This window comes from Streptomyces sp. NPDC015139, from assembly GCF_043079785.1.
GTDB classification, from domain to species: domain Bacteria; phylum Actinomycetota; class Actinomycetes; order Streptomycetales; family Streptomycetaceae; genus Streptomyces; species Streptomyces albidocamelliae.
Map to the genome: position 1 here is coordinate 265,706 of NZ_JBIBUW010000002.1, position 26,772 is coordinate 292,477.

Here is a 26,772-nt window from a genome sequence, read left to right on the forward strand (position 1 = left end):
ATGTCACTTTTAGTTGACTGAGGGTCACTCTCGGGTTAGCGATGTGAGGGAATCGTGCGTGTCCATGACCGGCAGGCGACGCACCCCTAGTACTTTCCTCCACTCCTTGTCCCGCCCCGGCAGAGCCGGCGCCCTGTACCTGGGCGCGATGGCCCTCTGTGCGTCGTTCACCGCCGGATGCGGGGTCATCCCTGGTGCCACGGGGGGCTCCGGGGATGACCCGATCAAGGTGATGACCTGGGCGCCGCAGGACACCGACGCCACGAACAAGCCCGGCATGCCCGCCATGGCCCGCGCCTACGCCAAGTGGATCAACGCACAGGGCGGCCTCGACGGCCGGAAGCTCGAGGTCCTGACCTGCAACGACCACAACGACAGCGTGGGCGCCGCGAAGTGCGCCCGCCGCGCGGCGAAGGAGGACGTCGTCGCGGTCGTCGGGTCCTACAGCCAGTTCGGCGACTCCTACCTCGCCCCGCTGGAGGGCGCCGGCATCCCCTACATAGGCGGCTACGGCGTCACCAACGACGAGTTCACCGGCCCCATGTCGTACCCGGTCAACGGCGGTCAGCCGGCCCTCCTCGCCGGTCTCGGCCGGGCCCTCGCCGGGACGTGCGGCAACGTCTCGCTGGTCCGCCCCGACAGCATCGCGGGCGACGAGCTGCCCACGATGCTCGACTCGGGGCTGAAGGCGGGCGGGCACGCGAACGCGGACGACCAGCTGGCCGCCGAGGACGCCACCGAGTACGGCGGCCAGGCCGACCGGGCGCTGCGCGACGCCACCGAGGACGTCCTGAAGAAGGGCTGTGTGGTGCCCGCGCTCGGGGACCGCACCGACACCTTCATGGACTCCTTCCGGCGGGCTCGGGAGGACTTCCCCGACGTGCGCATGGCGACCGTGCTCGGCAGTGTCGACCAGACGGTGATCAACGCCACGGGCGGCGCGTCCAGCCCGTACGAGGGCGCCTACATCACCGGCTGGTACCCGCCGGCGTCGGACGCGCGGTGGGCCCAGATGAAGAACGTGATCAACAAGGAGGCCTTCGGCGACAACCGCATCGACCCCGCGGACGCCGGAGTGCAGACCACCTGGATCGCCTACACGGTGCTCAAGGCCGTCCTGGAGAAGATCGGCGAGGGCGAGGTCAGCGCCGACACGGTGCGCCGGACCCTCAACGCCGATCTGCGGGTCTCCACCGGAGGCCTCACCCCGACGCTGCACTGGCCCTACGAGAGCAAGCTCGCCGGGGTCGGGTTCCCCCGACTGGTCAACGCGAACGTGACCCTTCAGGTGGTCCAGGGCGGCAGGCTGGTCGCGGCCCGCAAGGGCATCGGCGGCAGCAACGGCATCGCCGACATGACGAGGACGCTGGAGAACGCGGACGTGCAGTGAGCCCGGCCGGGGATGCCCCGGCCGCGCCCGCCTCGGACGTGCCTCACACCGCGGGCCTCACAGCTGGGTGGGCTGGCGCTGGGTCAGGCCGTACGTCCGCGCGATGGCGTTCCAGAGCGCGGCCGCCTTGGTCTTCTGCGCGCTGGCGGTGCCGCTCTCCCGGTTGCCGGCCGCGGTCTCCCCGGTGGTGCGGGCGTGGCCCTTCTTGCAGCCCTTGTGGCCGCCCTTGACCTGGCCGGCCCAGGCCGCGTAGTGGTTGTCGGCCGCGGCGGACGCCTGCCAGGCCTTGGTCAGGGCCGCGGTCAGCTCGCCGTTGCCGGGCAGCTTGTCCACGGACAGCTGCCCGAGCCGGGTGACCAGGGCGTTGCGCTGCCTGGCCGCGTCGCGCAGGTTGGTGGCGGACTGGTCGAGGTTGGCACACTGCCTGACGTCGCCCACCGCCTTGATCACCGAGGCGCGGCTGCTGCCGCTGTCGGCGAGCAGCTTGTCCAGCGCGACGGCCTGCTGCCGGGCGGGGTCGGCGGTGGGCGAGGCGGAGTCCTGGGTGGCCGGGGACGCGGCGGCGACCGGCTTGTCGTCGGTGCCCTGGTCCTTGCCGCCCCCGCTGCTGAGCAGCGCGCCGGCGCCCACTCCGACGAGGACGATACCGATCCCGACGGCGGCGATCAGCGGCACCCGTGACCGGCCGCTGCGCCGGTCGTCGTCGCCGTCGTCGTGCATCGCCCCGTAGGAGTCCCGTGCCGGGCCGTACGACGACTGCGCCGGGCGCGGGTAGGCGTCCTGCTGGACGCGCGGGAGCTGCTGGGTGGACCCGGCCGGGGCGTCCCCGTGCGCGGGGCCACCGCGGAAGAGGTTCTCGAACTCGGCGGGCGGCTGCCGGTCGCCGCCCTGCGCCTGGGCGGCGTACGGCGGGATGAACTGCGTGGCGTCCGCGTCGGAGTGCGCGGGCGCCGCCTGCTGCTGCGCGCGGCCCAGGTAGCGCGTCTCCTCACCGGCGGACTCCGGCGGCAGCGCCCCCGGCGTCACCGGCGGGATGTACTGGGTCGCGCCGTCGGCCGCGGCGGCCTGCACGGGCGGGATGTACTGCGTCGCCCCGTCGGCGGCGGCCGCCTGCGCGGGCGGTATGTACCGGGTCGCGTCGTCCGCCGCCGGGACGGGCGGGATGTACTGCGTGGCGCCGTCGGCCGTCGGCGGCAGCGGGCCCGCGGCCGGGTACGCCCCCGGTACGGCGGGCGGCAGCGGCGCGGCCGGTGCCTGGTACTGGTGCTGCTGGGGCTGCTGGTACTGCTGCGCGTACGGGTCGGACGCGCCGTACCCGGGCTGCTGACCGCCGCCGTACTGCGCCTGCCCGTCACCGGCGCCGTGCGCGGGCGCCTGGCCGCCGTACTGCGGCTCCTGGCCGCCGGCGCCGTAGGACGGAGCCTGACCCCCGTAGGGCGCGGCCGGAGCCCCCTCGGGGGGCAGCGGGCCGGGGCCCGCGGCGGCCGGGGGCTGAGCGCCGGAGGCGTCCCACTGCGGGGCACCCGCCGGGGGCCAGCCCTCACCCGGCTGGGGGTTCTGCTGCCCCGGGCCCCAGGAACCGCCCCACGCCTGCCCGCCCGCCGGGGCGGCGGGGGCGGCCGGGGCCTGCCCGCCCGCCGCGCCCGGCAGCAGGGGCTCGCCTCCGTCGGAGGGCAGCACGATGCCTTCGCGCGCGGGCCGCGCCGAGGGCTCCTCGCCCTGTCCACTCTGCGTCACCGGGACTCCTACTAATGGGGGACCTTGTGAATCGTCGGCTCACGCTACCGGGTCCCCCGAGCCGGGTGCCACGCAGCTCAGGACGCGATCTTCTTCCCTGTGACGGCAGTAACAGAACAGGCCCGCGAAGCGCTGGTCAACGGCACCCGGCGCACACCCGGGTGCCGTTTCCCTCACGTTCACGCAACTGCGGACCCGGCGTTCAGGCGGCCTGCTGGAGGTCGAGGCGGGCCCCGAACTCGCGTACCACCGCCTCGTCCCGGAAGGGCTCCAGCCGTTGCTGAAGGTCCTCCAGGTACTCGGCGCCCCGGTTGGAGCGGAGCGTCTCCAGCAGTTCGACGGCCTTCAGGCCGGTGCTGCAGGCCTGTTCGATCTCGCGCTGCTGCACCTGGGCCGTGGCGAGCAGCACATATCCGATGGCGCGCCGGCGGGCCCGGGACTCGGGGTGCCCCGCCAGCGACTGCTCCGCGTACCGGGCCGCCGCCTCGGGCTGCCCCAGGTCACGGTGGCAGTGCGCCAACTCGTCGGCGAGATAGGCCTCGTCGAAGTGCGCGATCCACACCGGGTCGTCGCCGCGGGACGCGTCCGCGCCCTCCATCGCCGTCACCGCACGCCCGCCGGCCGCCTGCGCCGCGCGCACGTCGCCCAGCAGGGCGTGGCCCCGCGCCTCCGCCGCGTGGAACATCGCCTCCACGCGCGGCGACACGTGCCCGCGCGCGCCCTCCTGCGCCGCCCGCGCCAACTGGGCGATCTCCCGCGGGTTCCCGAGCTGCGCGGCGAGATGGCTCATGGACGCGGCGAGGACGTACCCCCCGTAGCCGCGGTCCCCGGCCGCCTGGGCGAGCCGCAGCGACTGGATGTAGTACCGCTGGGCCAGGCCCGGTTGCCCGGTGTCCACAGCCATGTACCCGGCGAGCTCGGTCAACCGGGCGACCGAGGCGAAGAGTTCACGCCCCACCGCCTCCCGGTACGACCCGGCGAGCAGCCCGGAGACGACGCTGTTGAGGTAGTGCACGACGACCGGGCGGACGTGCCCGCTGCCGTACTGGTGGTCGAGGTCCACCAGTGCCTGGGTCATCGACCGGACGGCCGCCACGTCGGCCTGGCCGACCCGCGGGCCCGCCTGCCGGGCCACCTGGGCGTCCGGCGACGAGATCAGCCAGTCGCGGCTGGGCTCGACCAGCGCGGAGGCGGCGACGGAGGAGCCGGACAGGAAGTCCCGGCGCCCCACGTCGCTGCGCCACAGCTCGCAGACCTGCTCGATGGCCCCCAGTACCGTCGGCGAGAACTGGAGACCGACCCCCGAGGCGAGGTTCTTGCCGTTGGCCATGCCGATCTCGTCGATCGTGACCGTACGGCCGAGCTTGCGCCCGAGCGCCTCGGCGATGATCGCCGGGGCCCGGCCCCGCGGCTGCTGGCCGCGCAGCCAGCGGGCCACGGACGTCTTGTCGTAGCGCAGGTCGAGTCCGTGCTCGGCGCCGCACATGTTGACCCGCCGGGCGAGCCCGGCGTTGGAGCACCCCGCTTCCTGGATGAGTGCCTGCAGCCGTTCGTTCGGCTGCCGTGCCACGAGAGGCCTTGCGGCCATGTGCTACCCCCTGCGAACCCCTGGAGCGTGACTGTTCGGGACGATCACTGCCCAGCTGACATACCGTCAATGCGTGACATGTGCGGTTTGCCGGGGTAACGGCGGATGCCACCCCCACCTCTGGCTACCCTTCCCACGCCCTGCTTCCTCCCGCGCGCCCCCACCCGTGCACCCATGCGCCCCGACTGCCGGGCCGGTGCTCCTCCCCCGCGCGCGCTCCAGCCGTAACTCCAGGTGGGTGCGGGAGTTGAGTGGAGCGTGGAAGAGACGATCGCGGGCGCCCAGAACACTCAGATGACCGGTCAGATTCCGCAGCAGCGCGGGGAATCGCTGCTGGAGACCGCCGTACGCTACGCCGAGGAACGGCACTGGGACGTGTTCCCGGGCACCTGGCTGGAGCCCGTCGACGGAACACAGCGCTGCTCGTGCGGTGAGACCGACTGCCCCGCGCCGGGTGCGCACCCCGCGCGCCCCGACTGGGCGACCCAGGCGACCGGCAGCGCGACCGTCGCCCGCAGGATGTGGCAGAAGCAGCCCACGGCGTCGATCCTGCTGCCGACGGGACGGACCTTCGACGCGCTGTCGGTCCCGGAGAGCGCCGGCTTCCTCGCGCTGGCCCGGATGGAACGCATGGAGCTGACGCTGGGCCCGGTCACCCTCTCCCCCGACCGCCGGATGCACTTCTTCGTGCTGCCGGGGGCGTCCGCGAAGGTGCCGGACCTGGTGCGCACCCTGGGCTGGTCGCTCACGTCACTGGACCTGGTCGCGCTGGGCGAGGGGGCGTACGTGGCCGCTCCGCCCACCCGGTTCGGGTCCCGTGGCGCGGTGCAGTGGGCGTGCCGGCCCACGCCCGCGAACCGATGGCTGCCGGACGCCGAGGAGTTGATCTCCCCGCTGGCCTACGCGTGCGGACGGGACCGCTGACGGCCCCCGTTCCCCGCACCCCCGCGCCCGGCACGGCGGCCGTGGCTAGCCTTCATGCATGACCGAAGCTGCAGTACGTGTGCGGGGGCTCTGGAAGCGGTTCGGGCAGCAGGTGGCTGTCGGGGGAATCGATCTGGAGCTGCCGGCCGGGAAGTTCGTCGGGCTGGTCGGGCCGAACGGCGCCGGGAAGACGACCACCCTCTCCATGGTCACCGGGCTGCTGCGGCCCGACGACGGAACCGTGGAGATCGTCGGCCACGACGTGTGGCGCGACCCGGTGGCCGTCAAGGCACGGATCGGCGTGCTGCCCGAGGGACTGCGGCTGTTCGAGCGGCTCTCCGGGCGGGAACTCCTCGCCTACTCGGGGCGACTGCGCGGGCTGCCCGGCGACGAGGTCGACAAGCGGGCCACACAACTGCTGGACGTCCTCGACCTGGCGGGCTCCCAGCACAAGCTGGTCGTCGACTACTCGACCGGCATGCGCAAGAAGATCGGGCTCGCCGCCGCTCTCCTCCACAACCCCGAAGTGCTGTTCCTGGACGAGCCGTTCGAGGGTGTCGACCCGGTGTCCGCGCAGATCATCCGCGGCGTGCTGGAGCGCTACACCGCCTCCGGGGCCACCGTGGTGTTCTCCTCGCACGTGATGGAGCTGGTCGAGTCGCTGTGCGACTGGGTGGCCGTCATGGCCGCCGGACGCATCCGCGCCACGGGCCCCCTGGCCGAGGTGCGCGGCACGCACCCCACCCTCCAGGGGGCGTTCCTCGAACTGGTCGGGGCGAGCGGCCGGCACACCGGCTCCGACCTGGACTGGCTGGGCGGCGGTGCGGCCCGATGACGAGCCCGACCGCCACCGTCGTACGACTGAAACTCGCCCTGCTGCGCAACGGACTGCGGCAGTCCGGGGGCCGGCGGGCCGCGTTCGTCGCCTCCGCCGCCGTCGCCCTCCTGTTCGCGCTGTCCCAGCTCGCCGGGCTGCTCCTGCTGCGCGGGCAGCCGCACGCCGATGTCGTCGCCGTGGTCGGCACGGCCGTCCTGGCACTCGGCTGGGCGGTGCTGCCGCTGTTCTTCCCGACCGGCGACGAGACCCTCGACCCGACCAGGCTGGTCCTGCTGCCGCTGCACCCCCGGCCGCTGGTACGGGCCCTGCTCGCGGCCTCGCTGGTCGGTATCGGCCCCCTGTTCACGCTGCTGGTCCTCACCGGCTGCGCGCTCGCCCTCGCCCACGGCCCCGCCGGGTACGCCGTCGCGGTCGCCGCCGTGGCGCTCGCCCTGCTGGTCTGCGTGGCCCTCGCACGGGCCGTCGCCGCCGCCAACGTACGGCTGCTGACCAGCAGGCGGGGCCGCGACCTGGCCGTGCTGAGCGGGCTGGTGATCGCGATCGGCGCGCAGCTCGTCAACTTCGGTGCGCAGCGCCTCGGTTCGGCCGGACTGGAACCGCTGCGGCCGGTCGGGGCCGTCCTGTCCTGGGTGCCGCCGGCCTCGGCGGTCGGGGCGGTACGGTCCGCGAGCGAGGGCTCGTACGGCCTCGCGGCCGCCCGACTGGCCGTCTCGCTCGCCGGTCTGGCGCTGCTGCTGGCGGCCTGGGCGCGGAGCCTGACCCGGCTGATGACGGCGCCCGACGGGTCCACCCTCCAGCCCCTCGACGCCCCGGCCCGGGACCGCTCCGGCACCGCCGGACCGGCCCGGCTGCTGCCGGGCGGACGCACGGGCACGGTCATGGAACGCAGCCTGCGCTACATCTGGCGCGACCCGAAGACCAAGGCCGCGTGGGTGACCTCCCTGGCGATCGGACTGATCGTGCCGGTGTTCAACGCCGTGCAGGGCACCGGGTCGATCTACTTCGCCTGCTTCGCCGCCGGGATGCTCGGCATCCAGATGTACAACCAGTTCGGGCAGGACACCTCCGCGTTCTGGATGGTCGCCATGACCGTGTCCTCCGCCCGGGACGCCTACGCCGAGCTGCGCGGCCGGGCGCTGGCCCTGCTGCTGGTCACCCTTCCGTACGCCGTCCTCGTGACCGTGCTGACGACCTCGCTGCTGGACGCCTGGGCCCGGCTCCCGGAGGGCCTGGGACTGTCCTTCGCGCTGCTCGGCGCGATGCTGGCGACCGGTGCGTGGACCTCGGCCCGCTTCCCGTACTCCATCCCGCAGGAGGGCCACAAGAACGTCGCCCCCGGACAGGCGGGCCTCGCCTGGATCGCGATCTTCGGCGGCATGGTCGCGGCGGCCCTCCTCTGCTCCCCCGTCATCGCCCTCACCATCTGGCTCCACGTGACGGCCGACGGCGCCGACTGGACGTGGCTGCTGCTGCCGGCCGGCACGGGCTACGGAGCGGCCCTCACGGTACTGGGCCTGCGTCTGGCCGCCCCCCGCACGTCGTCCCGCCTCCCGGAGATCCTCACGGCGGTGAGCAAGGGCTGACCGGACGCACCCGCGGCCGCCGGAAGCACCGACGACCGCGGACGATCAGGCGCTCAGGCGCTCAGTGGCCGGCCAGCGAATCGAGGAACGGCTCGACGACCGAGCGCCACCCCTCCGGATGGTCGTAGTGGGCGAGGTGCCCCGCGTCCACCACCTCCGCGTACTCACCGCGCGGCAGCACCCGCACCATCTCCTGCGCCTCCGCGCGCCCCAGCTCGCCGTCGAGAGCGCGGACGACGAGCGCGGGGCACCGCACCTGCGCCAGCTCCTCCCAGTGCGCGTCGTAGACCCACGTCTCCCGGGACCGCAGCATCCGCTCCGGGTCGAAGACGGGGCGCCAGCCGTCCTCGCGCTCGTGCATGACCTCGGCGTAGAAGGCGCCGCGGGCCGGGTTGGGGCGCTCCACCCAGGGGTCGTCCTCGCCGAACCACTTGCGGACGTCGGCGAGGGTGGCGAAGGGGACGGGCCAGGCCCGGAACCAGTCGGCCCAGTCGCGCTGCGAGGCCGCGCCGAGCGCGGAGGCCCGCATGTCGAAGATGATCACACCGCGCACGAGATCGGGGCGCTTGGCGGCGAGCTGCCAGGCGGTCAGCGCGCCCATGGCGTGGCCGATGAGGACGGCGGGGGCGAGGCCCAGCTGTTCCACGGCGGCCTCGGCGTCCTCGACGTAGGCCTCGCGGGTGTAGGCGGCCTGTGGGGGCTTGTCGCTCCGGCCGTGGCCGCGCTGGTCGAGAGCGACCGCGCGGTGGCGTCCGGCGAGCCGGCGGGCGACCGCCGCCCAGTGGGAGGCCCGGCCCATCAGGCCGTGGAGTAACAGGACACCCGGAGTGCCGTGCCCCGGACCGGCCGGATCCCGGCCCGCCTCGTGCGGCTCCGCCTTGGGCGGTTCGGCGAAATCCCAGGCGGCCAGCCGCACGCCGCCCGCTCCCGTCACGTCGATACGCCGTGCCATGGGCCTGGTACCCCCCAGCTAGCCTGCCTCGCACCGGTGTTCTGCCGTCGTACTGCCGCCGCAGACTATCGAATACCCATTCGAAGAATCTGTCTGCGCGGACAACACCCCTCGTTCGAGTGACACCCCTCAAGGAATGATCGCCGCCGCCGAGGGGATCTTTCAGGCGGGAGGCGGACCACTCGGGGAAAAGCGGTCCGAGGGGACGACCCTGGGAGCTCGGGGCTCCGGGTCGGAACAGGGGAGGACAGGCCCCGGCGCCACACGGCGCCGGGGCCCTCCCTTGCTCAGCGCTTGGCGACGAACACGTGCGAGGCGACGTCCGCCTCCAGCTCGGCCGCCTCACCGCCGCTGCCCACCAGCACCCCGCCGGCCGACTCCGTCACGCTCACCACCGAACCGGGCTGCACACCCGCCCGCCGCAGCGTGTACATCAGCTGCGCGTCCGTCTGGATCGGCTCGCCGATACGGCGGACCACGACCGTCTTCCCGTCCGTCCCCGGATCCAGGTCCGCCAGCGAGACCATGCCCTCGTCCAGGAACGGATCGGCGCCGTCCTTCTCGCCCAGCTCCTCCAGACCCGGGATCGGGTTGCCGTACGGAGACTCGGTCGGATGCCGCAGCAGCTCCAGCACGCGCCGCTCCACGGCCTCGCTCATCACGTGCTCCCAGCGGCACGCCTCCGCGTGCACCTGCTCCCACTCCAGGCCGATCACGTCGACCAGCAGACACTCCGCCAGCCGGTGCTTGCGCATCACGCGCGTCGCCAGCCGGCGGCCCTCGTCCGTGAGCTCCAGATGACGGTCGCTCGCGACGGCCACCAGGCCGTCGCGCTCCATCCGCGCCACCGTCTGACTCACGGTCGGCCCGCTCTGGTCGAGCCGCTCCGCGATGCGGGCGCGCATGGGAACGACGCCTTCCTCTTCGAGCTCGAGGATGGTGCGGAGGTACATCTCCGTGGTGTCGATCAGTCCGGACATACGTGCCCCTCGATAACCTCGGCCGGCAGCCCGGCCGCGTGCGCTGGCCCTGCACCCAATTCTGCCGGATCCCACTGACAAGCGGGGAGGACCGGCGAAACGCGAGCCGGGAACCCGCCGCGCCGGCACCGGCCCGCGCGACCGGCCGTACGGCTCCCGCACCCCTGACCAGCACCGCACCGGGCGCCCCCCGGGCACCGGCACACGAGAACCCCGGCCGTATTGACACCACACTGGTCCAGACCTCACGGTGATCCACGACACAGACGCTGCGAAGGGGCACCGCATGAGCGACGGCACGCCTGCCGACCTGTTCTTCGACGCCGCCATCAACCTGCTGCAACGGGTCCGCGAGGAGGAGGCCGGGACGATCGCCACCGCCGGCACCCTGCTCGCCGACACCGTCGCCGCCGGCGGCCGCCTGTTCGCCTTCGGCGCCGGACACTCCTCACTCGCCGCCCAGGACGTCGTCTACCGCGCCGGCGGCCTCGCCCTGATGAACCTGCTCGCCGTACCCGGCGTCGTCGGCGTCGACGTCACCCCGGCCACCCTCGGCTCCGCCCTCGAACGCGTCGACGGCCTCGCGAGCGCCGTCCTCGACACCTCACCGGTCCGCGCCGGCGACGCCCTCCTGATCATCTCCCTCTCCGGCCGCAACGCCCTCCCCGTCGAGATGGCCATGAGCGCCCGCACACGAGGCGTGAAGGTCATCGGCGTCACCTCCGTCGCCTACGCCTCGGAGACCACCTCCCGGCACGCCTCCGGCACCTTCCTCAAGGACCACTGCGACGTCGTCCTCGACTCGAAGATCGCGGTCGGCGACGCGGAACTCACCCTCGACACCATCCCGGCGCCCTTCGCCCCCGCCTCCACCGTCGTCACCGCGGCCCTCATGCAGGCCGTCATGGCCACCGCCGCCGCCACCCTGGCCGACCGCGGCATCGAACCCCCGCTCCTGCGCTCCGGCAACGTCGACGGCGGCCACGAATGGAACGGCCGCGTCATGCGCGAGTACGGCGACCGGATCTTCTACCGCCACTGAACACCGGCACCGCCGTCACCCGGGGCACATCAGGGGGACAGGGACCGCCCTACTCCCCCGCCGCACCCCGGCGAACCGCCTCCGCCAGGTCCAGCGCCGCCGCGATGCGCCCCGCCACATCCTCCGCGTAGGCCGTGTCGGACCGCTCGAACCGGCTGCGGCCCGCCCCACGCAGGAACGTCACCACACCCAGCGTCCGCCCCCGGCTCCGCAGCACCGCGCACAACCCGTGCACCGCGTCCCCGGGCCACTGCCGCTCCAGCGCCCACGCACGCGCCCGCTCCGCCGGGACCGACCCCGCGTCCGCACGCACCGTCCCGGCCCGCTCCACGCAACTCAACGCCGGATGCCCCGCCTCGTACCGCACGGGCAGCCCGGCCGCACCGGTCGGCACACTCGGGCCCGGCGCCCCCGCGGGCGTGGCCGCGAGCCGCACCAGCCGCACCGGAGCCGCGTCCTCACCACTCGCGTCCTGACCAGCCGCGGGCCGCGCACCCGCCAGCCGGTCGACCAGCGCGTGATCGGCGAAACCGGCGAGCGCGAAGTCCAGGTGGACCGTCGCCGCCTCCACCGGGTCCTCGCACTCGGCCGCCGCACGGGCCGCGCGATGCGACTGGTTCGTACGGAACCGCAGCAGAGCCGCCTCCTGTTCGGCCTGCCTTGCCTCCGTCACGTCCTGGAAAAGCCAGCCGACCCCCAGCGGCACCGGCTCCTCCGCCAGCGGCGACGCCAGCCGCAGGAACCCGCTCCGCCAGCACCGCCGCTTCTCACCCTCCGGCGTGCGCACGGCCACCCACATCTCGGCCGGCGCGGGCGGCGCACCCTCGGCCAGCACATGCGTGAGCGCGGCCTCCAGCTCCTCCACGCCCTGCGCGAGCAGCTCACCGAGCGGCCGGCCCAGCGCGGACGTACGCCCGATACCCAGCGAGCGCGCCGCATGCGCGTTCACCACGGCCGGCCGCAGATCGGCGTCCACGAGGACCACACCCCACGCCGCGTCCTCGAACAGCGCCTCGCTCAACGCGATCGACCGCTCCAGATCGATCTGCGCGTGCACCTCGCTGAACGCGCAGTACACACCCGCGGGCTTGCCCTCCGGCCCCCGCACCGCAGCGGACTGCGTCCGCACGAGCACCCGGCCGCCGTCCTTCGTGACCAGCGCGAACTCGTGCACCTGCCGCCCCGGCGCGTGCATGGCCGACATCAGCCGGGCCTGCACCTCCTCGGCGTCCGCGCTGCGCACCGCCCACCCGGCGAACCCGTGCCGCCCGACGGCCTCGGCGGCGGTCCACCCGAGGATCCGCTCCGCCTCCCGGTTCCAGTGGGTCACGACCCCGTCGGCGTCGAAGGCGCACAGCGCCGCGTCCATGCCGTCCAGCAGCGCGGCGAGCAGGTCGGAACCGCCGGGCTCACCGGGCTCGTCCGGCCCCAGCTCGTCCGTGGTCCCACTTCGCCGGGAAGCACTCACCTGGACCCCCTGGAGGCTGCGTCGGCGCACGTCGGCGCTCGGTTCGCTCACTGGCCTTCATTCAACTCGAACGTGACACAGCCCACATCCTGTTCCCGCAAGATTGCCGAATCAATGCCGGTCGGCTTCCGGTGCGAGCCGCAGGTCCACCCACTCGTCCCGCTCCCCGTCCAGCACATAGCGTTCGATCTCCGCGAACCCGCGCCGCACGGCGAACCGCAGCCCGTCCGCGTTCGCCGCCAGCACACACGTCTCGATCACCCCGGCACCCAGCTCACGCGCTCGCGCCAGCCCGTTCTCGTACAGCGCCGTACCGAACCCCTGCCCCCGGTACCCCGGCAGCACACGCGCGATCACGGTGGCCACCCCGTCCACCGGCGGCCGCACGGTGGAACACCCGACGAGCACGTCCCCCACGTAGGCGTTCTCCAGCCGGTACCGCCCCACCCGCTCCCGGGCGTCCGCCACCGACATGGCAGCGACCGGCACCACGACGTTGTGCACGTGCCGCCACTGTTCGAGCATGAGGTCGCCTTCTACGGTGGCGAGCCGGGGTCCGGTCATGCACGGGACCGTACCGAAAAACAGTTGAGGCGGACCGGCGTCCTTCTTAGGCTTGGCGGAGCGAAGAGAGGAGGTGATCGGGTACATGAGTGAAACCCGGACGCGCGAGGTGGCTGCGGGCTAGCGGCCCGCCACCACACTTTGTGCGGTGCCGGACCAGCGTGTGTGCGAAACACGCGGCCGGCCCAATCCAACGCAGTCACCCGACCCGCGGGCTGCCGGTACGTCCGGCCGGCTCCTCACTGAGGAACCCAGCCCGCGGGTCGTCTGCGTTCTCAGGGGCTCAGGCGTTCCGTCCGCCAGGTTCCGTCCGGGGTGGCGGTGTAGCGCAGGCGGTCGTGGAGGCGGTTCTCGCGGCCCTGCCAGAACTCGATCGTGTCCGGGGTGATGCGGTAGCCGCCCCAGTGCGGGGGGACCGGGACCTGTTCGCCCTCGGGGTAGCGGGATGCGAGGTCGTCGTAGGCGGCCTGGAGTTCCGCGCGGGAGGCGATGACCGTGGACTGGGCGCTGGCCCAGGCGCCCAGCTGGGAGCCGTGCGGGCGGGTGCGGAAGTAGGCGGCGGTCTCGTCGCGGCCGGTGCGGTGGGCGGTGCCGGTGACGATGACCTGGCGGGCCAGCGGGTGCCAGGGGAAGAGCAGCGAGATGTGCGGGTTCTCCGCGAGGTCGCGGGCCTTGCGCGAGTTGTAGTTGGTGTAGAAGACGAAGCCGTCGGTGTCGAACTGCTTCATCAGGACCGTGCGAGTGCTGGGGCGGCCGGCGGCGTCCGCGGTGGAGACGATCATCGCGTTGGGTTCGTAGACCGTGCCGTGGAGGGCCGCGCGGGCGGCGTCCTCGAACCAGCGGGCGAACTGGTCCATGGGGTGCGTGGCCAGGTCCTGTTCGGCGAGGCCCTCGGCCCGGTACTGCTTGCGCATGGCGGCGGGGTCGAGGACGGGGTCCAGGAGGGGTTCGCGGTCGGTCACGCGGTCATCCTGCCGTATCGGACGGCCGTGGCACCGGGTGTCGAGTGGTCTCCCCAAGTGCGGCACCGGGGGTTATCGTGCTGGTTCCCTTGCGGTATGGGTGACCACGGGTGACCACCGGCCGATCGGGGCATCACCGGGGTGACCGCCGCCGACACATCACTAGGAGCCGCCTGATGTCCGATTTCGTACCCGGGCTCGAAGGAGTCGTCGCGTTCGAGACGGAGATCGCCGAACCCGACAAGGAGGGCGGTGCCCTGCGCTACCGGGGCGTCGACATCGAGGACCTGGTCGGGCACGTCTCCTTCGGCAACGTGTGGGGGCTGCTGGTCGACGGGGCCTTCAACCCGGGTCTGCCGCCCGCGGAGCCGTTCCCGATCCCGGTGCACTCCGGTGACATCCGGGTGGACGTGCAGTCCGCGCTGGCCATGCTCGCACCGGTGTGGGGTCTGAAGCCGCTGCTGGACATCGACGAGGAGCAGGCGCGCGCCGATCTGGCCCGGGCCGCGGTGATGGCGCTGTCGTACGTCGCCCAGTCCGCGCGGGGGCAGGGTCTGCCGATGGTGCCGCAGCGGGAGATCGACAAGGCGGGCTCGGTCGTGGAGCGGTTCATGATCCGCTGGCGGGGTGAGCCGGACCCGAAGCACGTGGCCGCCGTGGACGCGTACTGGACGTCGGCCGCCGAGCACGGGATGAACGCGTCGACGTTCACGGCGCGGGTCATCGCCTCCACCGGTGCGGACGTGGCCGCCGCGCTGTCGGGGGCGGTCGGTGCGATGTCGGGGCCGCTGCACGGCGGGGCGCCGTCGCGGGTGCTGGGGATGATCGAGGAGATCGAGCGGACCGGGGACGCGCAGGCCTACGTCAAGCAGGCTCTGGACCGGGGTGAGCGGCTGATGGGGTTCGGGCACCGGGTGTACCGGGCGGAGGATCCGCGGGCGCGGGTGCTGCGGCGTACGGCGCGGGAGCTGGGGGCGCCGAGGTTCGAGATCGCGGAGGCGCTGGAGAAGGCCGCGCTGGAGGAGTTGCACAATCGCCGGCCGGACCGGGTGCTGGCGACGAACGTGGAGTTCTGGGCGGCGATCATGCTGGACTTCGCGGAGGTGCCGGCGCACATGTTCACGTCGATGTTCACGTGTGCGCGGACCGCGGGGTGGTCGGCGCACATTCTGGAGCAGAAGCGGACGGGGCGGCTGGTGCGGCCGTCGGCCCGCTATGTGGGGCCGGGGGCCCGTCGGCCGGAGGACGTCTCGGGGTACGCGGACATCGCCCACTAGGGGAGGCGGCCGGGGCGCGTGGCGGCTGCCGCCCGCGCCCCCTCGCGCTCCTCGCTCATGCCGGGGTGAGAAGGCCGGTGTGGTGCCTCTCGGCCACCAGCGGGTGTGCCCTCAGCTTGCCCTTGAGTTCGTTGTAGCCGTACTCGGCGTACAGGGGGTTGGTGGGGTCGTCGGTGATACCGGGGGCGGTGGACGCGTGCGGGAAGGGCAGGGGTTCGATCCGGGCGTCCAGGCGGGGGTTGTAGAAGAACGGGACGGAGAAGCGCTCGGTGGCGCCGGGCGGGCTGACCACTCGGTGGTTGGTGGCCAGCAGGTAGCCGTTGGTGGCGACTTCGAGGAGTTCGCCGAGGTTGACGACGAAGGCGTTCTCGATGGGCGGGACTTCGTGGAAGCGGCCGTCCTCGCGCTGGACCTGGAGGCCGCCGACGGTGTCCTGGAGGAGCAGGGTGAGGAAGCCGTAGTCCTTGTGGGCGCCGACGCCCTGGTCGGTGCCGTCGCCGGCGCTGCCGGGATAGCGGACGAGCTTGAGGTGCGGGTGGGCACGCTCGCCGAAGATCGGGTCGTAGAAGCCGGCGGGGGCGCCGATGGCGGTGAGCAGTTCGTGCAGGAGGCGCTGGGCGACGGCGCGGAGCCTGTCGATCCAGGTGAGGGCGGCGGTGCGCAGTCCGGGGAGGGCGGCGGGCCACTGGTTGGGGCCCTGGAGCCACCAGTAGGGGGGTTCGCCGGGGCCGGGTGCGCGGGCGGGGCGTTCGGCGCCTATGTCGAGCTGGTCGCGCCAGTCGCGGGCGCCGGCGGTGCGTTCGTCGCCGGTGCGGGTGTAGCCGCGGAAGTGGGGGGAGTTGACGTTGTCGATGGCGAGGCGGTCGGCTTCGGGGAGGGTGAAGAAGGCGCGCATCGCGGTGAGCAGGGCGTCGGTCTCGGCGCGGGTCACGCCGTGTCCGACGAGCTGGAAGAAGCCGACGTCGTGGGCGGCGCTGTGCAGCTGGGCGTGGAGCAGGGCACGGGCCCGGGGGTCGCGGTCGGCGGCCGACAGGTCGATGATCGGGAGCTGGTCGTACGACGGGGTCGTCGCGGTGTGCTGGGTCATGATGCGTCCGCAGGGTGTACGGGGCACGGGTGGCCGCGGGGGTGGGCGGCCCCGGGTGCCGGAAAAAGGGAGAAAGAGAAGAAGGCAGGGGGCTGGGTCAGGCGGAGAAGCGCCGACAGCCCATGCTCGTGACGCGCACGTAGTCCACGTGGCGGCGTCGGACGAGCATCGGAAGCATGGGGCAAGGGTACTGCGTGCCGTCGGATACGCCTGTGACGCGGCTCACTGGGCGAGTGCGTGCTCCAGGAGGGCGGCCCACTGGGCGACGACGCGTTCGCGGCGCGTGGTGTCGTCGGTGAGGAGGTTGGCGAGGCCGAGGCCGCGGGCCATGTCGAGGAAGCCCTGGACGGTTTCGCGGACGCCGGGGCGGGATTCGTCGGCGTCGAGGAGGTCGACGGCGATGCGGTGGGTCTCGCGGCCGACGCGGGCCTCGAGTTCGGTGACGCGTGCGCGCAGCTGGTCCTCGTTGGAGGCGGCGACCCACAGGTGGAGGGCGGCGCGGAAGAGAGGGCCGGTGTAGAGGTCGACGACGGCGGTGACGACGGCGCGGGTGTCTCCGGTGGTGCCGTGCGGGAAGAGGGCGCGCAGGGCGGTGGAGCGTTCTTCGGCGACGTATTCGACGGCCGCGGTGAACAGGTCCTCGCGGGTGGGGAAGTGGTGCTGGGCGGCGCCTCGGGAGACGCCGGCGCGTTCGGCGACGACGGACACCGTGGAGCCTGCCCAGCCGTGTTCGGCGAGGCAGGCGACGGCGGCTTCGAGGAGTCGTTGCCGGGTGGCGCGGCTGCGGTCCTGTTTGGGGCTGCGGTCGGGTTTGGGGTCCGGTCCGGGCGGGCGTCCGTGTTCCGCCGTCGTGCTCACGTGCTCACACCACCCATGCCGCGTCCCGTCGTTCCAGGAAGGCCGTCATCCCCTCCCGGGCCTGGTCGGAGGAGAACAGCCGGGCCGAGAGTGCGGTGAGGTGGGCCGCGTCCCGGTCGAATGTCTCCAGCACCCTAGCCGTGAGCAGCCGTTTCGTCTCCGCGAGGGCCTGGGGTGAGGAGCGGCGCAGGCCGTCGAGGAGGGGGGCGAGGGCTTCGTCGGCGTCGTCGGCGGTGGCCGAGAGCAGGCCCAGGCGGAGGGCTTCCGGCGGGCCGAAGCGTTCGCCGGTGAGGTAGTAGCGGGCGAGGGTGCGGGGGTCGGCGCGGGGCAGCAGGGGCAGGGAGATCACCGCGGGGGCGACGCCGATGCGGACCTCGGTGAAGGCGAAGGTGGCGGTGTGGGAGGCGGCGGCCAGGTCGCAGGCGGCGAGCAGGCCGAGGCCCCCGGCGCGGACGTGGCCGGTGATCCGGGCGGCGACGGGTTTGGGCAGGGCGACGATCTGCCGGAGCAGGCCGACGAGGGCGTCGGGGTGGGGCGGGTCGCGGAGGTCGGCGCCGGCGCAGAAGGTGTTGCCGGTGTGGGTGAGGACGACGGCGCGTACGTCGTCGTCGGCGGCGCAGTCGGTGAGGGCGGCGGCGAGGGCGTCGACGAGGGTCGCGGAGAGCGCGTTGCGGGTGTCGACGGCGTCGAGGCTGAGGGTTTCGACGGCGCGGTCGCGGGTGCGGCCGATGGGCGGGGTCATGCGTGCTCCCTGAGTTCCCGGCGCAGGATCTTCCCGGAGGCGGCGCGGGGTACGGCGTCGAGAAAGGTGACCCGGCGGACCCGTTTGTAGGGGGCGACGTGTTCGGCGACGTACAGCATGACCTCGTTCTCGTTCAGGTCGTCGGCGGTGGGCTGGCGGACGACGAAGGCGTGCGGGACTTCGTTGCCGTCCTCGTTGTAGGCGCCGATGACGGCGGCGTCGGCGATGCCGGGGTGGGTGAGCAGCAGGGCTTCCAGTTCGGCGGGGGCCACCTGGAAGCCCTTGTACTTGATGAGTTCCTTGACGCGGTCGACGACGAAGAGCCAGCCGTCGGTGTCGACGTGGCCGACGTCGCCGGTGTGCAGCCAGCCGTCGGTGTCGATCATGGCGTCGGTGGCGTCGGGGCGGCCGAGGTAGCCCTTCATGATCTGGGGGCCGCGGATGAGGATCTCGCCGGGTTCGCCGGTGCCGAGGTCCTTGCCGGGGTCGTCGAGGGAGACGATGCGCATCTCGGTGCCGGCGATGAGCCGGCCGACGGTGCCGGCGGGGGCCTGGTGGAGGCGGTCGAGCGGGACGACGTGGGTGCCGGGGGACAGCTCGGTCATGCCGTAGGCCTGGCCGATGGGGGGCAGGCCGAGGCGTTCGGCGCAGGCGCGGGCGAGCTGGGCGTCGAGGGGGGCGGCGGCGCTGATGACGTAGCGCAGCGAGGACAGGTCGTAGTGGGTGACCGCGGGGTGTTTGGCGAGGGCGAGGACGATCGGCGGGGCGACGTAGAGGCCGGTGATGCGGTGGGTCTGGATCGCGGCGAGGAAGGTTTCGAGGTCGAAGCGGGGCAGGACGACGACGGTGGCGCCGTGGCGCAGGGGCGCGTTCATGAGGGCGGTCAGGCCGTAGATGTGGAAGAACGGCAGGACGGCGAGGATGCGGTCGCCGGGGCCCGCGGGGACGGCGGGTTCGAGCTGGGCGAGGTTGGTGGCGATCTGGCGGTGCGTGAGCATCACGCCTTTGGGGGTGCCGGTGGTGCCGGAGGAGTACGGCAGTGCGGCGATGTCCTCGGCCGGGTCGATGTCGATGCGTGGTTCGGGTGCGGTGGTGGCGAGCAGGTCGATGAGGGAGCGGTGTCCGGATGCCTGGTCGCACACGAATATCTCCCGTATGCCACCGGCGAGTTCGGCGGCGCGGCGGGCGGCGGCCAGCAGCGGGGAGACGGTGATGATCCAGCGGGCGCCGCTGTCGGCGAGCTGTTTGGCGAACTCCTCGGGTGTGGCGAGCGGGTGGACGGTGGTGACGGAGGCGCCCGCGCGGGTGGCCGCGTAGAAGGCGGTCGGGAAGGCGATGGTGTTGGGGCTGTGCAGGGCGAGGACGTCGCCCTTGCGGACGCCGGCGTCGGCGAGGGCGGCGGCGAGGCGCCGGTGGAACCGGTCCACCTGCTCGTACGTGAGGGTGGTGCCGTCCGTGCCGTCGATGAGGGCGGGCCGGTCGCCGAATGCGGCGGCCCCGCCGAGGACGGCTTCGTGGATGGGGAGTTCTACGGGCGGAACGTCTGCGTACTCGCTGCGGAACACGGTTCCTCCTCGCGCTCAGGTCGGTCAGTACGACTTGGGCAGGCCCAGGGTCTGGTGGGAGACGTAGTTGAGAATCATCTCCCGGCTCACCGGAGCAATACGAGCCACGCGTGCGGCGGTTATCAACGAGGCGAGGCCGAATTCGCGGGTGAGTCCGTTGCCGCCGAGGGTGTGCACGGCCTGGTCGACGGCTTTCACGCAGGCTTCTCCGGCGGCGTACTTGGCCATGTTGGCGGCCTCGCCCGCGCCGATGTCGTCGCCGGCGTCGTAGAGGTGGGCCGCCTTCTGCATCATCAGCCGGGCCAGTTCCAGGTCGATGTGGGCCTGGGCGAGGGGGTGGGCGATGGCCTGGTGGGCGCCGATGGGGGCCTTCCAGACGGTGCGGTCGCGGGCGTACTCGACGGCCTTGCCGAGGGCGTGGCGGCCCATGCCGATCGCGAACGCGGCGGTCATGATCCGTTCCGGGTTGAGTCCGGCGAACAGTTGCAGCAGTCCGGCGTCCTCGTCGCCCACGAGTGCGTCGGCGGGGAGCCGTACGTCGTCGAGGACGAGCTCGAACTGCTTCTCGGCCGCTTTGAGTTCCATGTCGATGGGGTTCTTGTGGAAGCCCTCGGCGTCGGTGGGGACGATGAACAGGCAGGGCTTGAGGCGTCCGGTGCGGGCGTCCTCGGTGCGGCCGACGATCAGGACGGCGTCGGCCATGTCGACGCCGGAGATGAAGACCTTGCGGCCGGTGAGGAGCCAGTCCGCGCCGTCCTTGCGGGCGGTGGTGGTGATGCGGTGGCTGTTGGAGCCGGCGTCGGGTTCGGTGATGCCGAAGGCCATGATGCGGGTGCCGTCGGCGAGTCCGGGGAGCCAGGTGCGCTTCTGTTCCTCGGTGCCGAAGCGGGAGATGACGGTGCCGCAGATGGCCGGGGACACGACGAGCATGAGGAGCGGGGAGCCGGCGGCGCCGAGTTCTTCGAGGACGATGGAGAGGTCGGTGATGCCGCCGCCGCCTCCGCCGTACTCCTCGGGGAGGTTGACGCCGAGGTAGCCGAGTTTGCCCGCTTCGGACCAGAGTTCGGTGAGGTGCTTGCCCTCGGCGATGGTGCGGGTGAGGTAGTCGCGGCCGTAGCGCTTGCCGAGGGCGGCGACGGCGGATCGGAGGGCCTTGTGCTCTTCGGACTCGATGACGGGAGTCATGGGGCTCCTAGGACGAGGTTTCCTGTACGACGGCGAGCAGCATGCCCGGCTCGACCTGCTGGCCGGCCTTGGCGTGCAGGGCGCTGAGCGTGCCGGTGACGGGTGCGGTGATCCGGTGCTGCATCTTCATCGCCTCCAGCCAGATCAGGGGCTGGCCGGCCTGCACGGTCGTGCCTTCCCGCAGGTCTTCGGCGATGCGGACGACCGTGCCCGGCATCGGTGCGAGCAGGGAGCCGGGGGCGAGCTGGGCGGTGGGGTCGGGGAAGCGGGGCAGGGCGGTGAGGCGGGTGGCGTTGACGTACACCTGGTCGCCGTACCGGGCGATCTCGAACCGGTGCCGGACGCCGTCGGCTTCGAGTACGGCGGTGTGCGCGTCGCTGTGGACGACGCGGACGCCGTCGGCGGCGAGTCCGTCCCGGGTGTGCCGGTAGCTGACCTCGATCTCCTCGCCCGCCAGCTCGTACCGTTTGGTCTGGGGCTGTGCGGGGACGTTGCGCCAGCCGCCGAAACGGGAGCGGCCGTGGGCGTCGGCGAGGGCGGCGGCCAGCGGGGCGAGGGGGTCGGGGGCGGGCCCGGTGAGGTCGCCTAGGTGGCGGTCGTAGAAGCCGGTGTCCATGCGGGCGGCGGTGAACTCGTCGTGCCGCAGGGAGCGCAGGAGCAGGTCGCGGTTGGTGACCGGGCCGTGCAGGGCGGTGCGTTCGAGTGCGCCGGCCAGCTTGCGGATCGCCTCCGCGCGGGTGGGGGCATGGGCGACGATCTTGGCGAGCATCGGGTCGTAGTGGACGCCGATCTCGTCGCCGCCGGTGTAGCCGGTGTCCAGGCGGACGCCCGCCGGTACGGCGAGGTGGTGGAGGGTGCCGGTCTGGGGGGCCCAGTCGCGGGCGGGGTCCTCGGCGTACAGGCGGGCCTCGACGGCGTGGCCGTGCGCGGTGGGCGGGTCGGCGGACAGCGGGTGGCCCTCGGCGACGCGGATCTGTTCCGCGACCAGGTCGATGCCGAACACCGCCTCGGTGACGGGGTGTTCGACCTGGAGGCGGGTGTTCATCTCCAGGAAATGCGCGCGGCCGTCGGCGACCAGGAACTCGACCGTGCCGGCGCCGACGTAGGAGACGGCGCGTGCGGCGCGCACGGCGAGGGTGTACAGCTCCTCGGTGAGCGCGTCCGGCAGTCCGGGTGCCGGGGCCTCCTCGACGACCTTCTGGTGGCGGCGCTGGAGGGAGCAGTCGCGGGTGCCGAGGGGCCGGACGGTGCCGTGGGTGTCGGCGAGGATCTGCACCTCGACGTGGCGGCCGTGCTCGATGTACGGCTCCACGAAGACCTCGCCGTCGCCGAAGGCGCTCGCGGCCTCGGCGCGTGCGCCGTCCAGTGCGTCGGGCAGTTCGTGGAGGCGGCGCACGACGCGCATGCCGCGGCCTCCGCCGCCCGCGGCGGCCTTCACCAGGAGCGGCAGGTCGTCCTCGGTGACGTCGGCCGCCGCGAGGGGGGCGAGGCCCATGAGTTCCTTGGCACGGGTCTTGGACGCCATGGCCTCGATGGCCCCCGGGGGCGGGCCGATCCAGGTCAGGCCGGCGTCGATGACGGCGCGGGCGAAGTCGGGGTTCTCGGAGAGGAAGCCGTAGCCGGGGTGGACGGCGTCCGCGCCGGCGGCCAGGGCGGCCTTCACGACGAGGTCGCCGCGCAGGTAGGTGTCCGCGGGGGCGGCGCCGGGCAGCCGTACCGCCGTGTCGGCCGTGCGGGTGTGCAGCGCGTCGGCGTCGGCGTCGGAGTGCACGGCGACGGTGCGGATGCCGAGTTCCGCGCAGGTGCGGAAGATGCGGCAGGCGATCTCGCCGCGGTTGGCGACGAGGACAGAAGTGATCACTGGGTTCCTCACATCCGGAAGACGCCGAAGCCGCCGCGCGCGCCCTCGTAGGGGGCGGTGTGGAGGGCGGACAGGCACAGGCCGAGGACGGTGCGGGTGTCGCGCGGGTCGATGACGCCGTCGTCGTAGAGCCGCCCGGACAGGAACATGGGCAGCGACTCGGACTCGATCTGCTGCTCCACCATCGCGCGCAGGGCGGCGTCCGCGTCGTCGTCGTAGGGCTGTCCCTTGGCCGCCGCCGACTGCCGGGCGACGATCGAGAGGACGCCCGCGAGCTGCTGCGGGCCCATGACGGCGGACTTGGCGCTGGGCCAGGCGAACAGGAAGCGGGGGTCGTAGGCGCGGCCGCACATGCCGTAGTGCCCGGCGCCGTAGGAGGCGCCCATGAGCACGGACAGGTGGGGGACCCGGCTGTTGCTGACCGCGTTGATCATCATCGCGCCGTGTTTGATGATGCCGCCCTGCTCGTACTCCTTGCCGACCATGTAGCCGGTGGTGTTGTGCAGGAAGAGCAGCGGGATGTCGCGCTGGTTGGCGAGCTGGATGAACTGGGCGGCCTTCTGGGACTCCTCGCTGAACAGGACGCCCTGGGCGTTGGCGAGGATGCCGACGGGGTAGCCGTGCAGGCTCGCCCAGCCGGTGGCGAGGCTCGTGCCGTACAGCGGCTTGAACTCGTCGAAGTCGGAGGCGTCGACGATCCGGGCGATGACCTCGCGCGGGTCGAAGGGGGTCTTCAGGTCGCCGGGGACGATGCCGAGGAGTTCCTCCGGGTCGTACTGCGGCGGTGCGGCCGGGCCGGGGTCCGGGTGCGCCTTGCGGTGGTTGAGGCGGGCGACGACGCGGCGGGCCTGCCGCAGGGCGTCGGGCTCGTCCACGGCGAAGTAGTCGGCGAGGCCGGAGACACGCGCGTGCATCTCGGCGCCGCCGAGGGACTCGTCGTCGCTCTCCTCGCCGGTGGCCATCTTCACCAGCGGCGGCCCGCCGAGGAACACCTTGGCGCGTTCCTTGACCATGATCACGTGGTCGGACATGCCGGGGACGTAGGCGCCCCCGGCGGTGGAGTTGCCGAAGACGACGGCGACGGTCGGGATGCCGGCGGCGGAGAGCCGGGTGAGGTCGCGGAAGATGGCCCCGCCGGGGATGAAGATCTCCTTCTGCGAGGGCAGGTCGGCGCCGCCGGACTCCACGAGGCTGATGCAGGGCAGCCGGTTGGCGAGGGCGATGTCGTTGGCGCGCAGGGCCTTCTTCAGGCTCCAGGGGTTGCTGGCGCCGCCGCGCACGGTCGGGTCGTTGGCGGTGATCAGGCACTCCACGCCCTCGACCACGCCGATGCCGGTGACCAGGGAGGCGCCGACGGTGTAGTCGCTGCCCCAGGCGGCGAGCGGGGACAGCTCCAGGAAGGGGGTGTCGGGGTCGAGGAGCAGCTCGATGCGTTCGCGGGCGAGCAGCTTGCCGCGCGCCCGGTGCCGGGCGACGTACTTGTCGCCGCCGCCGGCGAGCGCCTTGGCGTGCTCGGTGTCCAGGTCGGCGAGCTTGGCGAGCATGGTCGCGCGGGCCGCCCGGTGGTCGGCGCTCGCGGGGTCCAGGGAGGTGCTGAGAACCGTCACAGGAGGGTCTCCGGGATGTCCAGGTGGCGGGAGCGCAGCCATTCGCCGAGGGCCTTGGCCTGCGGGTCGAAGCGGTGCTGGGCGGCGACGCCCGCGCCGAGGATGCCTTCGACGACGAAGTTGAGGGCGCGCAGGTTGGGGAGCGGGTGCCGGGTGACGCGGAGGCCGTCGCTCTCGGGGATCAGCTGCCGGAAGCGGTCGGTGGTGAGTTCGTGGGCGAGCCATCGCCAGGCCGCGTCCGACCGTGCCCACACACCGACGTTGGCGTTCCCGCCCTTGTCGCCGCTGCGGGCTCCGGCGACCAGGCCGAGGGGGGCGCGCCGGGTCGGTCCGGGTGGCGGGGGCCCGGGCGGCGGCGGTGGCGGTACGTCGTCCAGGGCGCGTGTCTCGCGGGGCGGCCGGACGGGGACCCGGCGTCCGTCGTGCAGGACCGCCTCGTGGTCGACGGTGTCCTGGGGGACGTACACGTCCTCGAAGACCCCGTAGGGGGCGCCCTTTCCGGGTGGGGCCAGCACGTGGAAGCCCGGGTAGCTGGCCAGCGCCAGTTCGACGGCGGCCCCGCTCAGCGCCCGCCCGACGGCCCTCTGGTCCGGGTCCCGTACGACGAGCCGCAGCAGGGCGCTGGCGGTCTCCTCGGTGCCGGCGTCGGCCCGGTCGGTGCGGACCAGCTCCCAACGGGTCTCGGCGGGCGGTGACTTGGCGAGCGCGTCGGACAGCTGCTCGCGGACCAGGTCCGCCTTGGCCTCGATGTCGAGCCCGGTGAGGACGAAGACGACCTCGTTGCGGAAGCCGCCCAGCCGGTTGCGCCCCACCTTGAGCGTCGGCGGTGGCGCCTCTCCGCGCACTCCCTCGATCCGCACCCGGTCCGGTCCGTCCTGGCTCAGCCGTACGGTGTCCAGCCGGGCGGTGACGTCGGGTCCCGCGTACCGGCCGCCCCCGGTCTCGTACAGCAGCTGGGCGGTGACCGTGCCGACGTCGACGAAGCCGCCGGTGCCGGGGTGCTTGGTGACGACGCTGCTGCCGTCGGCGTGTATCTCGGCGAGCGGGAAGCCGGGACGGCGTGCGTCACCCTCCCGGAAGAACGCGTAGTTGCCGCCGGTGGCCTGCGTCCCGCACTCCAGGACGTGCCCGGCGACGACCGCGCCGGCGAGGCGGTCGTGGTCCCCCGGCCGCCAGCCGAAGTGGGCGGCGGCGGGTCCGGTGACCAGGGCCGCGTCGGTGACCCGGCCGGTGACCACCACGTCCGCACCGGCCCGCAGGCACTCGGCGATGCCGAACCCGCCGAGGTAGGCGTGGGCGGCGAGGGTGCCGGGGTGCGCGGCGGTGAGGTCGTCGCCCTCGACGTGCGCGACCTTCGCCGGGATGCCGAGCCGGCCCGCCAGCTGCCGGACGGCGTCGGCGAGTCCGGCCGGGTTGAGGCCGCCCGCGTTGGTGACGATCCGCACCCCGCGCTCGTGGGCGAGGCCGAGGCAGTCCTCCAGTTGGCGCAGGAAGGTGCGGGCGTACCCGGCGGACGGGTCCTTCAGCCGGTCGCGGGCGAGGATCAGCATGGTCAGCTCGGCGAGGTAGTCGCCGGTGAGGACGTCGAGTTCACCGCCGGTGAGCATCTCGCGCAGGGCGTCGGAGCGGTCGCCGTAGAAGCCGGAGAAGTTGCCGATGCGCAGCGGGTTCACTCGGCGCCCTCCCTGGGCGGGCGGCCGGTGCCGGGCGGGCCCGCGAAGGCCTGGGCGATGTCCAGCCAGCGGTCGGCGTCGGGGCCCTCGGCGGTCAGCGCGAGGTCGCCGCGGTGGGCGCGCTGGGTGACCAGGAGGCAGAAGTCGAGGGCGGGTCCGGTGACGCGCTGCGGGGCGTCCTCGGGGCCGTACGCCCACGTTCCGCCGTCGGGCGCGGTCAGTTCCACCCGGAACTCCCCGGCGGGCGGGGTGAGTCCGTGCACCCCGAAGGCGAAGTCGCGGGTCCGCACCCCGAGCCGCGCCACGTGCCGGAGCCGCCCGGTGGGCGGGCGCACCACGCCCAGGGCGTCGGCGACGTCCAGCGCGTGCGCCCAGGTCTCCATCAGCCGGGCGGTGGCCATGGACGCGGCGGACATGGGTGGCCCGTACCAGGGGAATCGGCCGCCGGGTGGTGCCTCGCGCAGGGCCGCGTCCAGGGCGGTGCGGCCCACGCGCCACGACGACAGCAGCTCCGCGACCGGGAGCCGGGCGCCGTCCTCCGCGCCCTCGTCGACGAACGAGCCGGGGCGGGTGAGGGCCTTCTCGACCAGCGTGCGGAAGGCGTCGGCGTCGGTGACGGCCAGCAGCGCCGAGTGGTCGGTCCAGGCGAGGTGCGCGATCTGGTGGGCGACGGTCCAGCCGGGCGCGGGAGTCGGAAGCGTCCACTGCTCGGTGCTCAACTCAGCTACGAGCAGGTCGAGTTCGTCGCTCTCGGCACGCAGGTCGTCGATGACGGGCGTCGGGTCGGCCATGGGAGGGAGCATGGCAGCGGGCCCAGAAACAATCAAGCGTGCTTGCATGAATTTACGGCGGGCTGCCCGGTCCACGGAAGACAGGGCGGCCGGGACCT

22 protein-coding genes are annotated in these 26,772 nt (G+C 73.2%); 6 read left to right on the plus strand and 16 right to left on the minus strand.

All coding sequences use genetic code 11. The annotated features are described in order from the left end of the window. The first annotated feature begins 64 nt into the window (after positions 1 to 64). Positions 65 to 1,390 (plus strand): ABC transporter substrate-binding protein, encoded by a 1,326-nt coding sequence (locus tag ACF08B_RS05685; protein WP_392316686.1) that lies wholly within the window; start codon positions 65 to 67, stop codon positions 1,388 to 1,390. Positions 1,391 to 1,447: 57 nt separating this feature from the next. Here the strand turns inward: ACF08B_RS05685 and ACF08B_RS05690 are convergent, their stop codons facing one another. Continuing rightward, positions 1,448 to 3,127, minus strand: coding sequence for a hypothetical protein (locus ACF08B_RS05690; protein WP_392316243.1), 1,680 nt, complete (start codon positions 3,125 to 3,127; stop codon positions 1,448 to 1,450). Positions 3,128 to 3,329: 202 nt separating this feature from the next. Continuing rightward, positions 3,330 to 4,715, minus strand: a complete 1,386-nt coding sequence (locus tag ACF08B_RS05695) for a transcriptional regulator (protein WP_093697110.1) — start codon at positions 4,713 to 4,715, stop codon at positions 3,330 to 3,332. Between the two features lie 258 nt (positions 4,716 to 4,973). On the opposite strand from ACF08B_RS05695, the gene ACF08B_RS05700 reads away from it, so the two are divergent. The 3 genes from ACF08B_RS05700 to ACF08B_RS05710 are packed head-to-tail and all read left to right on the plus strand — an operon-like array spanning position 4,974 to position 8,060. Continuing rightward, on the plus strand, positions 4,974 to 5,639 hold the full coding sequence (locus ACF08B_RS05700) for a bifunctional DNA primase/polymerase (protein WP_392316244.1): 666 nt from the start codon (positions 4,974 to 4,976) through the stop codon (positions 5,637 to 5,639). Between the two features lie 58 nt (positions 5,640 to 5,697). After that, positions 5,698 to 6,474: an ABC transporter ATP-binding protein gene (locus ACF08B_RS05705; protein ID WP_333763985.1), complete on the plus strand. Its 777-nt coding sequence runs from the start codon at positions 5,698 to 5,700 to the stop codon at positions 6,472 to 6,474. Beyond that, on the plus strand, positions 6,471 to 8,060 hold the full coding sequence (locus ACF08B_RS05710; protein WP_392316245.1) for a transporter: 1,590 nt from the start codon (positions 6,471 to 6,473) through the stop codon (positions 8,058 to 8,060). Before ACF08B_RS05705 ends, ACF08B_RS05710 begins: the two co-directional genes overlap by 4 nt. Positions 8,061 to 8,121: 61 nt before the next feature. Here ACF08B_RS05710 and ACF08B_RS05715 read toward each other — a convergent pair whose 3' ends face one another. Both ACF08B_RS05715 and ACF08B_RS05720 read right to left on the minus strand, forming a co-directional pair. Continuing rightward, on the minus strand, positions 8,122 to 9,012 hold the full coding sequence (locus tag ACF08B_RS05715; RefSeq protein WP_392316246.1) for an alpha/beta fold hydrolase: 891 nt from the start codon (positions 9,010 to 9,012) through the stop codon (positions 8,122 to 8,124). Between the two features lie 287 nt (positions 9,013 to 9,299). Continuing rightward, positions 9,300 to 9,992 carry a metal-dependent transcriptional regulator gene (locus ACF08B_RS05720; RefSeq protein ID WP_093475752.1) on the minus strand — a complete coding sequence of 231 codons (693 nt, stop codon included), beginning with the start codon at positions 9,990 to 9,992 and terminating at the stop codon, positions 9,300 to 9,302. A 286-nt stretch (positions 9,993 to 10,278) separates the two neighbouring features. Here ACF08B_RS05720 and ACF08B_RS05725 point away from each other — a divergent pair, with 286 nt between their 5' ends. Next, the gene (locus ACF08B_RS05725) at positions 10,279 to 11,034 is read left to right on the plus strand and encodes an SIS domain-containing protein (protein WP_093475754.1); all 756 of its coding nucleotides are present in this window, start codon (positions 10,279 to 10,281) and stop codon (positions 11,032 to 11,034) included. Positions 11,035 to 11,083: 49 nt separating this feature from the next. On the opposite strand, the gene ACF08B_RS05730 is transcribed toward ACF08B_RS05725, so the two are convergent. From ACF08B_RS05730 to pdxH, 3 genes are all read right to left on the minus strand, one after another. After that, complete coding sequence (locus ACF08B_RS05730) at positions 11,084 to 12,502, minus strand: PAS domain-containing protein (RefSeq protein ID WP_392316687.1); 1,419 nt, start codon at positions 12,500 to 12,502, stop codon at positions 11,084 to 11,086. 111 nt (positions 12,503 to 12,613) lie between these two features. Beyond that, complete coding sequence (locus tag ACF08B_RS05735) at positions 12,614 to 13,066, minus strand: GNAT family N-acetyltransferase (RefSeq protein ID WP_392316247.1); 453 nt, start codon at positions 13,064 to 13,066, stop codon at positions 12,614 to 12,616. A 275-nt stretch (positions 13,067 to 13,341) separates the two neighbouring features. Then, on the minus strand, positions 13,342 to 14,028 hold the full coding sequence (pdxH, locus tag ACF08B_RS05740; protein ID WP_392316248.1) for a pyridoxamine 5'-phosphate oxidase: 687 nt from the start codon (positions 14,026 to 14,028) through the stop codon (positions 13,342 to 13,344). 176 nt (positions 14,029 to 14,204) lie between these two features. On the opposite strand from pdxH, the gene ACF08B_RS05745 reads away from it, so the two are divergent. Continuing rightward, the gene (locus ACF08B_RS05745) at positions 14,205 to 15,305 is read left to right on the plus strand and encodes a citrate synthase 2 (RefSeq protein ID WP_392316249.1); all 1,101 of its coding nucleotides are present in this window, start codon (positions 14,205 to 14,207) and stop codon (positions 15,303 to 15,305) included. Positions 15,306 to 15,360: 55 nt separating this feature from the next. On the opposite strand, the gene ACF08B_RS05750 is transcribed toward ACF08B_RS05745, so the two are convergent. The 9 genes from ACF08B_RS05750 to ACF08B_RS05790 form a co-directional block, all read right to left on the minus strand. Next, positions 15,361 to 16,392: an isopenicillin N synthase family dioxygenase gene (locus ACF08B_RS05750; protein ID WP_392316250.1), complete on the minus strand. Its 1,032-nt coding sequence runs from the start codon at positions 16,390 to 16,392 to the stop codon at positions 15,361 to 15,363. Positions 16,393 to 16,614: 222 nt separating this feature from the next. After that, a complete protein-coding gene (locus tag ACF08B_RS05755; protein ID WP_392316251.1) occupies positions 16,615 to 17,250 on the minus strand; it encodes a TetR/AcrR family transcriptional regulator in 636 nt (211 codons plus the stop codon). Positions 17,251 to 17,254: 4 nt separating this feature from the next. Continuing rightward, positions 17,255 to 17,992: an enoyl-CoA hydratase family protein gene (locus tag ACF08B_RS05760; protein ID WP_093697103.1), complete on the minus strand. Its 738-nt coding sequence runs from the start codon at positions 17,990 to 17,992 to the stop codon at positions 17,255 to 17,257. Then, on the minus strand, positions 17,989 to 19,557 hold the full coding sequence (locus ACF08B_RS05765) for a 4-coumarate--CoA ligase family protein (RefSeq protein ID WP_392316252.1): 1,569 nt from the start codon (positions 19,555 to 19,557) through the stop codon (positions 17,989 to 17,991). Before ACF08B_RS05765 ends, ACF08B_RS05760 begins: the two co-directional genes overlap by 4 nt. Positions 19,558 to 19,581: 24 nt before the next feature. Next, the gene (locus ACF08B_RS05770; RefSeq protein WP_392316253.1) at positions 19,582 to 20,742 is read right to left on the minus strand and encodes an acyl-CoA dehydrogenase family protein; all 1,161 of its coding nucleotides are present in this window, start codon (positions 20,740 to 20,742) and stop codon (positions 19,582 to 19,584) included. A gap of 7 nt (positions 20,743 to 20,749) precedes the next feature. Next, positions 20,750 to 22,603 carry an acetyl/propionyl/methylcrotonyl-CoA carboxylase subunit alpha gene (locus ACF08B_RS05775; protein WP_392316254.1) on the minus strand — a complete coding sequence of 618 codons (1,854 nt, stop codon included), beginning with the start codon at positions 22,601 to 22,603 and terminating at the stop codon, positions 20,750 to 20,752. Positions 22,604 to 22,611: 8 nt separating this feature from the next. Beyond that, positions 22,612 to 24,210: an acyl-CoA carboxylase subunit beta gene (locus tag ACF08B_RS05780; protein WP_392316255.1), complete on the minus strand. Its 1,599-nt coding sequence runs from the start codon at positions 24,208 to 24,210 to the stop codon at positions 22,612 to 22,614. Next, positions 24,207 to 25,883, minus strand: a complete 1,677-nt coding sequence (locus ACF08B_RS05785) for an acyclic terpene utilization AtuA family protein (RefSeq protein WP_392316256.1) — start codon at positions 25,881 to 25,883, stop codon at positions 24,207 to 24,209. Before ACF08B_RS05785 ends, ACF08B_RS05780 begins: the two co-directional genes overlap by 4 nt. Beyond that, positions 25,880 to 26,674 carry a TIGR03084 family metal-binding protein gene (locus ACF08B_RS05790; RefSeq protein ID WP_392316257.1) on the minus strand — a complete coding sequence of 265 codons (795 nt, stop codon included), beginning with the start codon at positions 26,672 to 26,674 and terminating at the stop codon, positions 25,880 to 25,882. The genes ACF08B_RS05785 and ACF08B_RS05790 overlap by 4 nt, the downstream gene beginning before the upstream one ends. Positions 26,675 to 26,772: the final 98 nt, after the last annotated feature.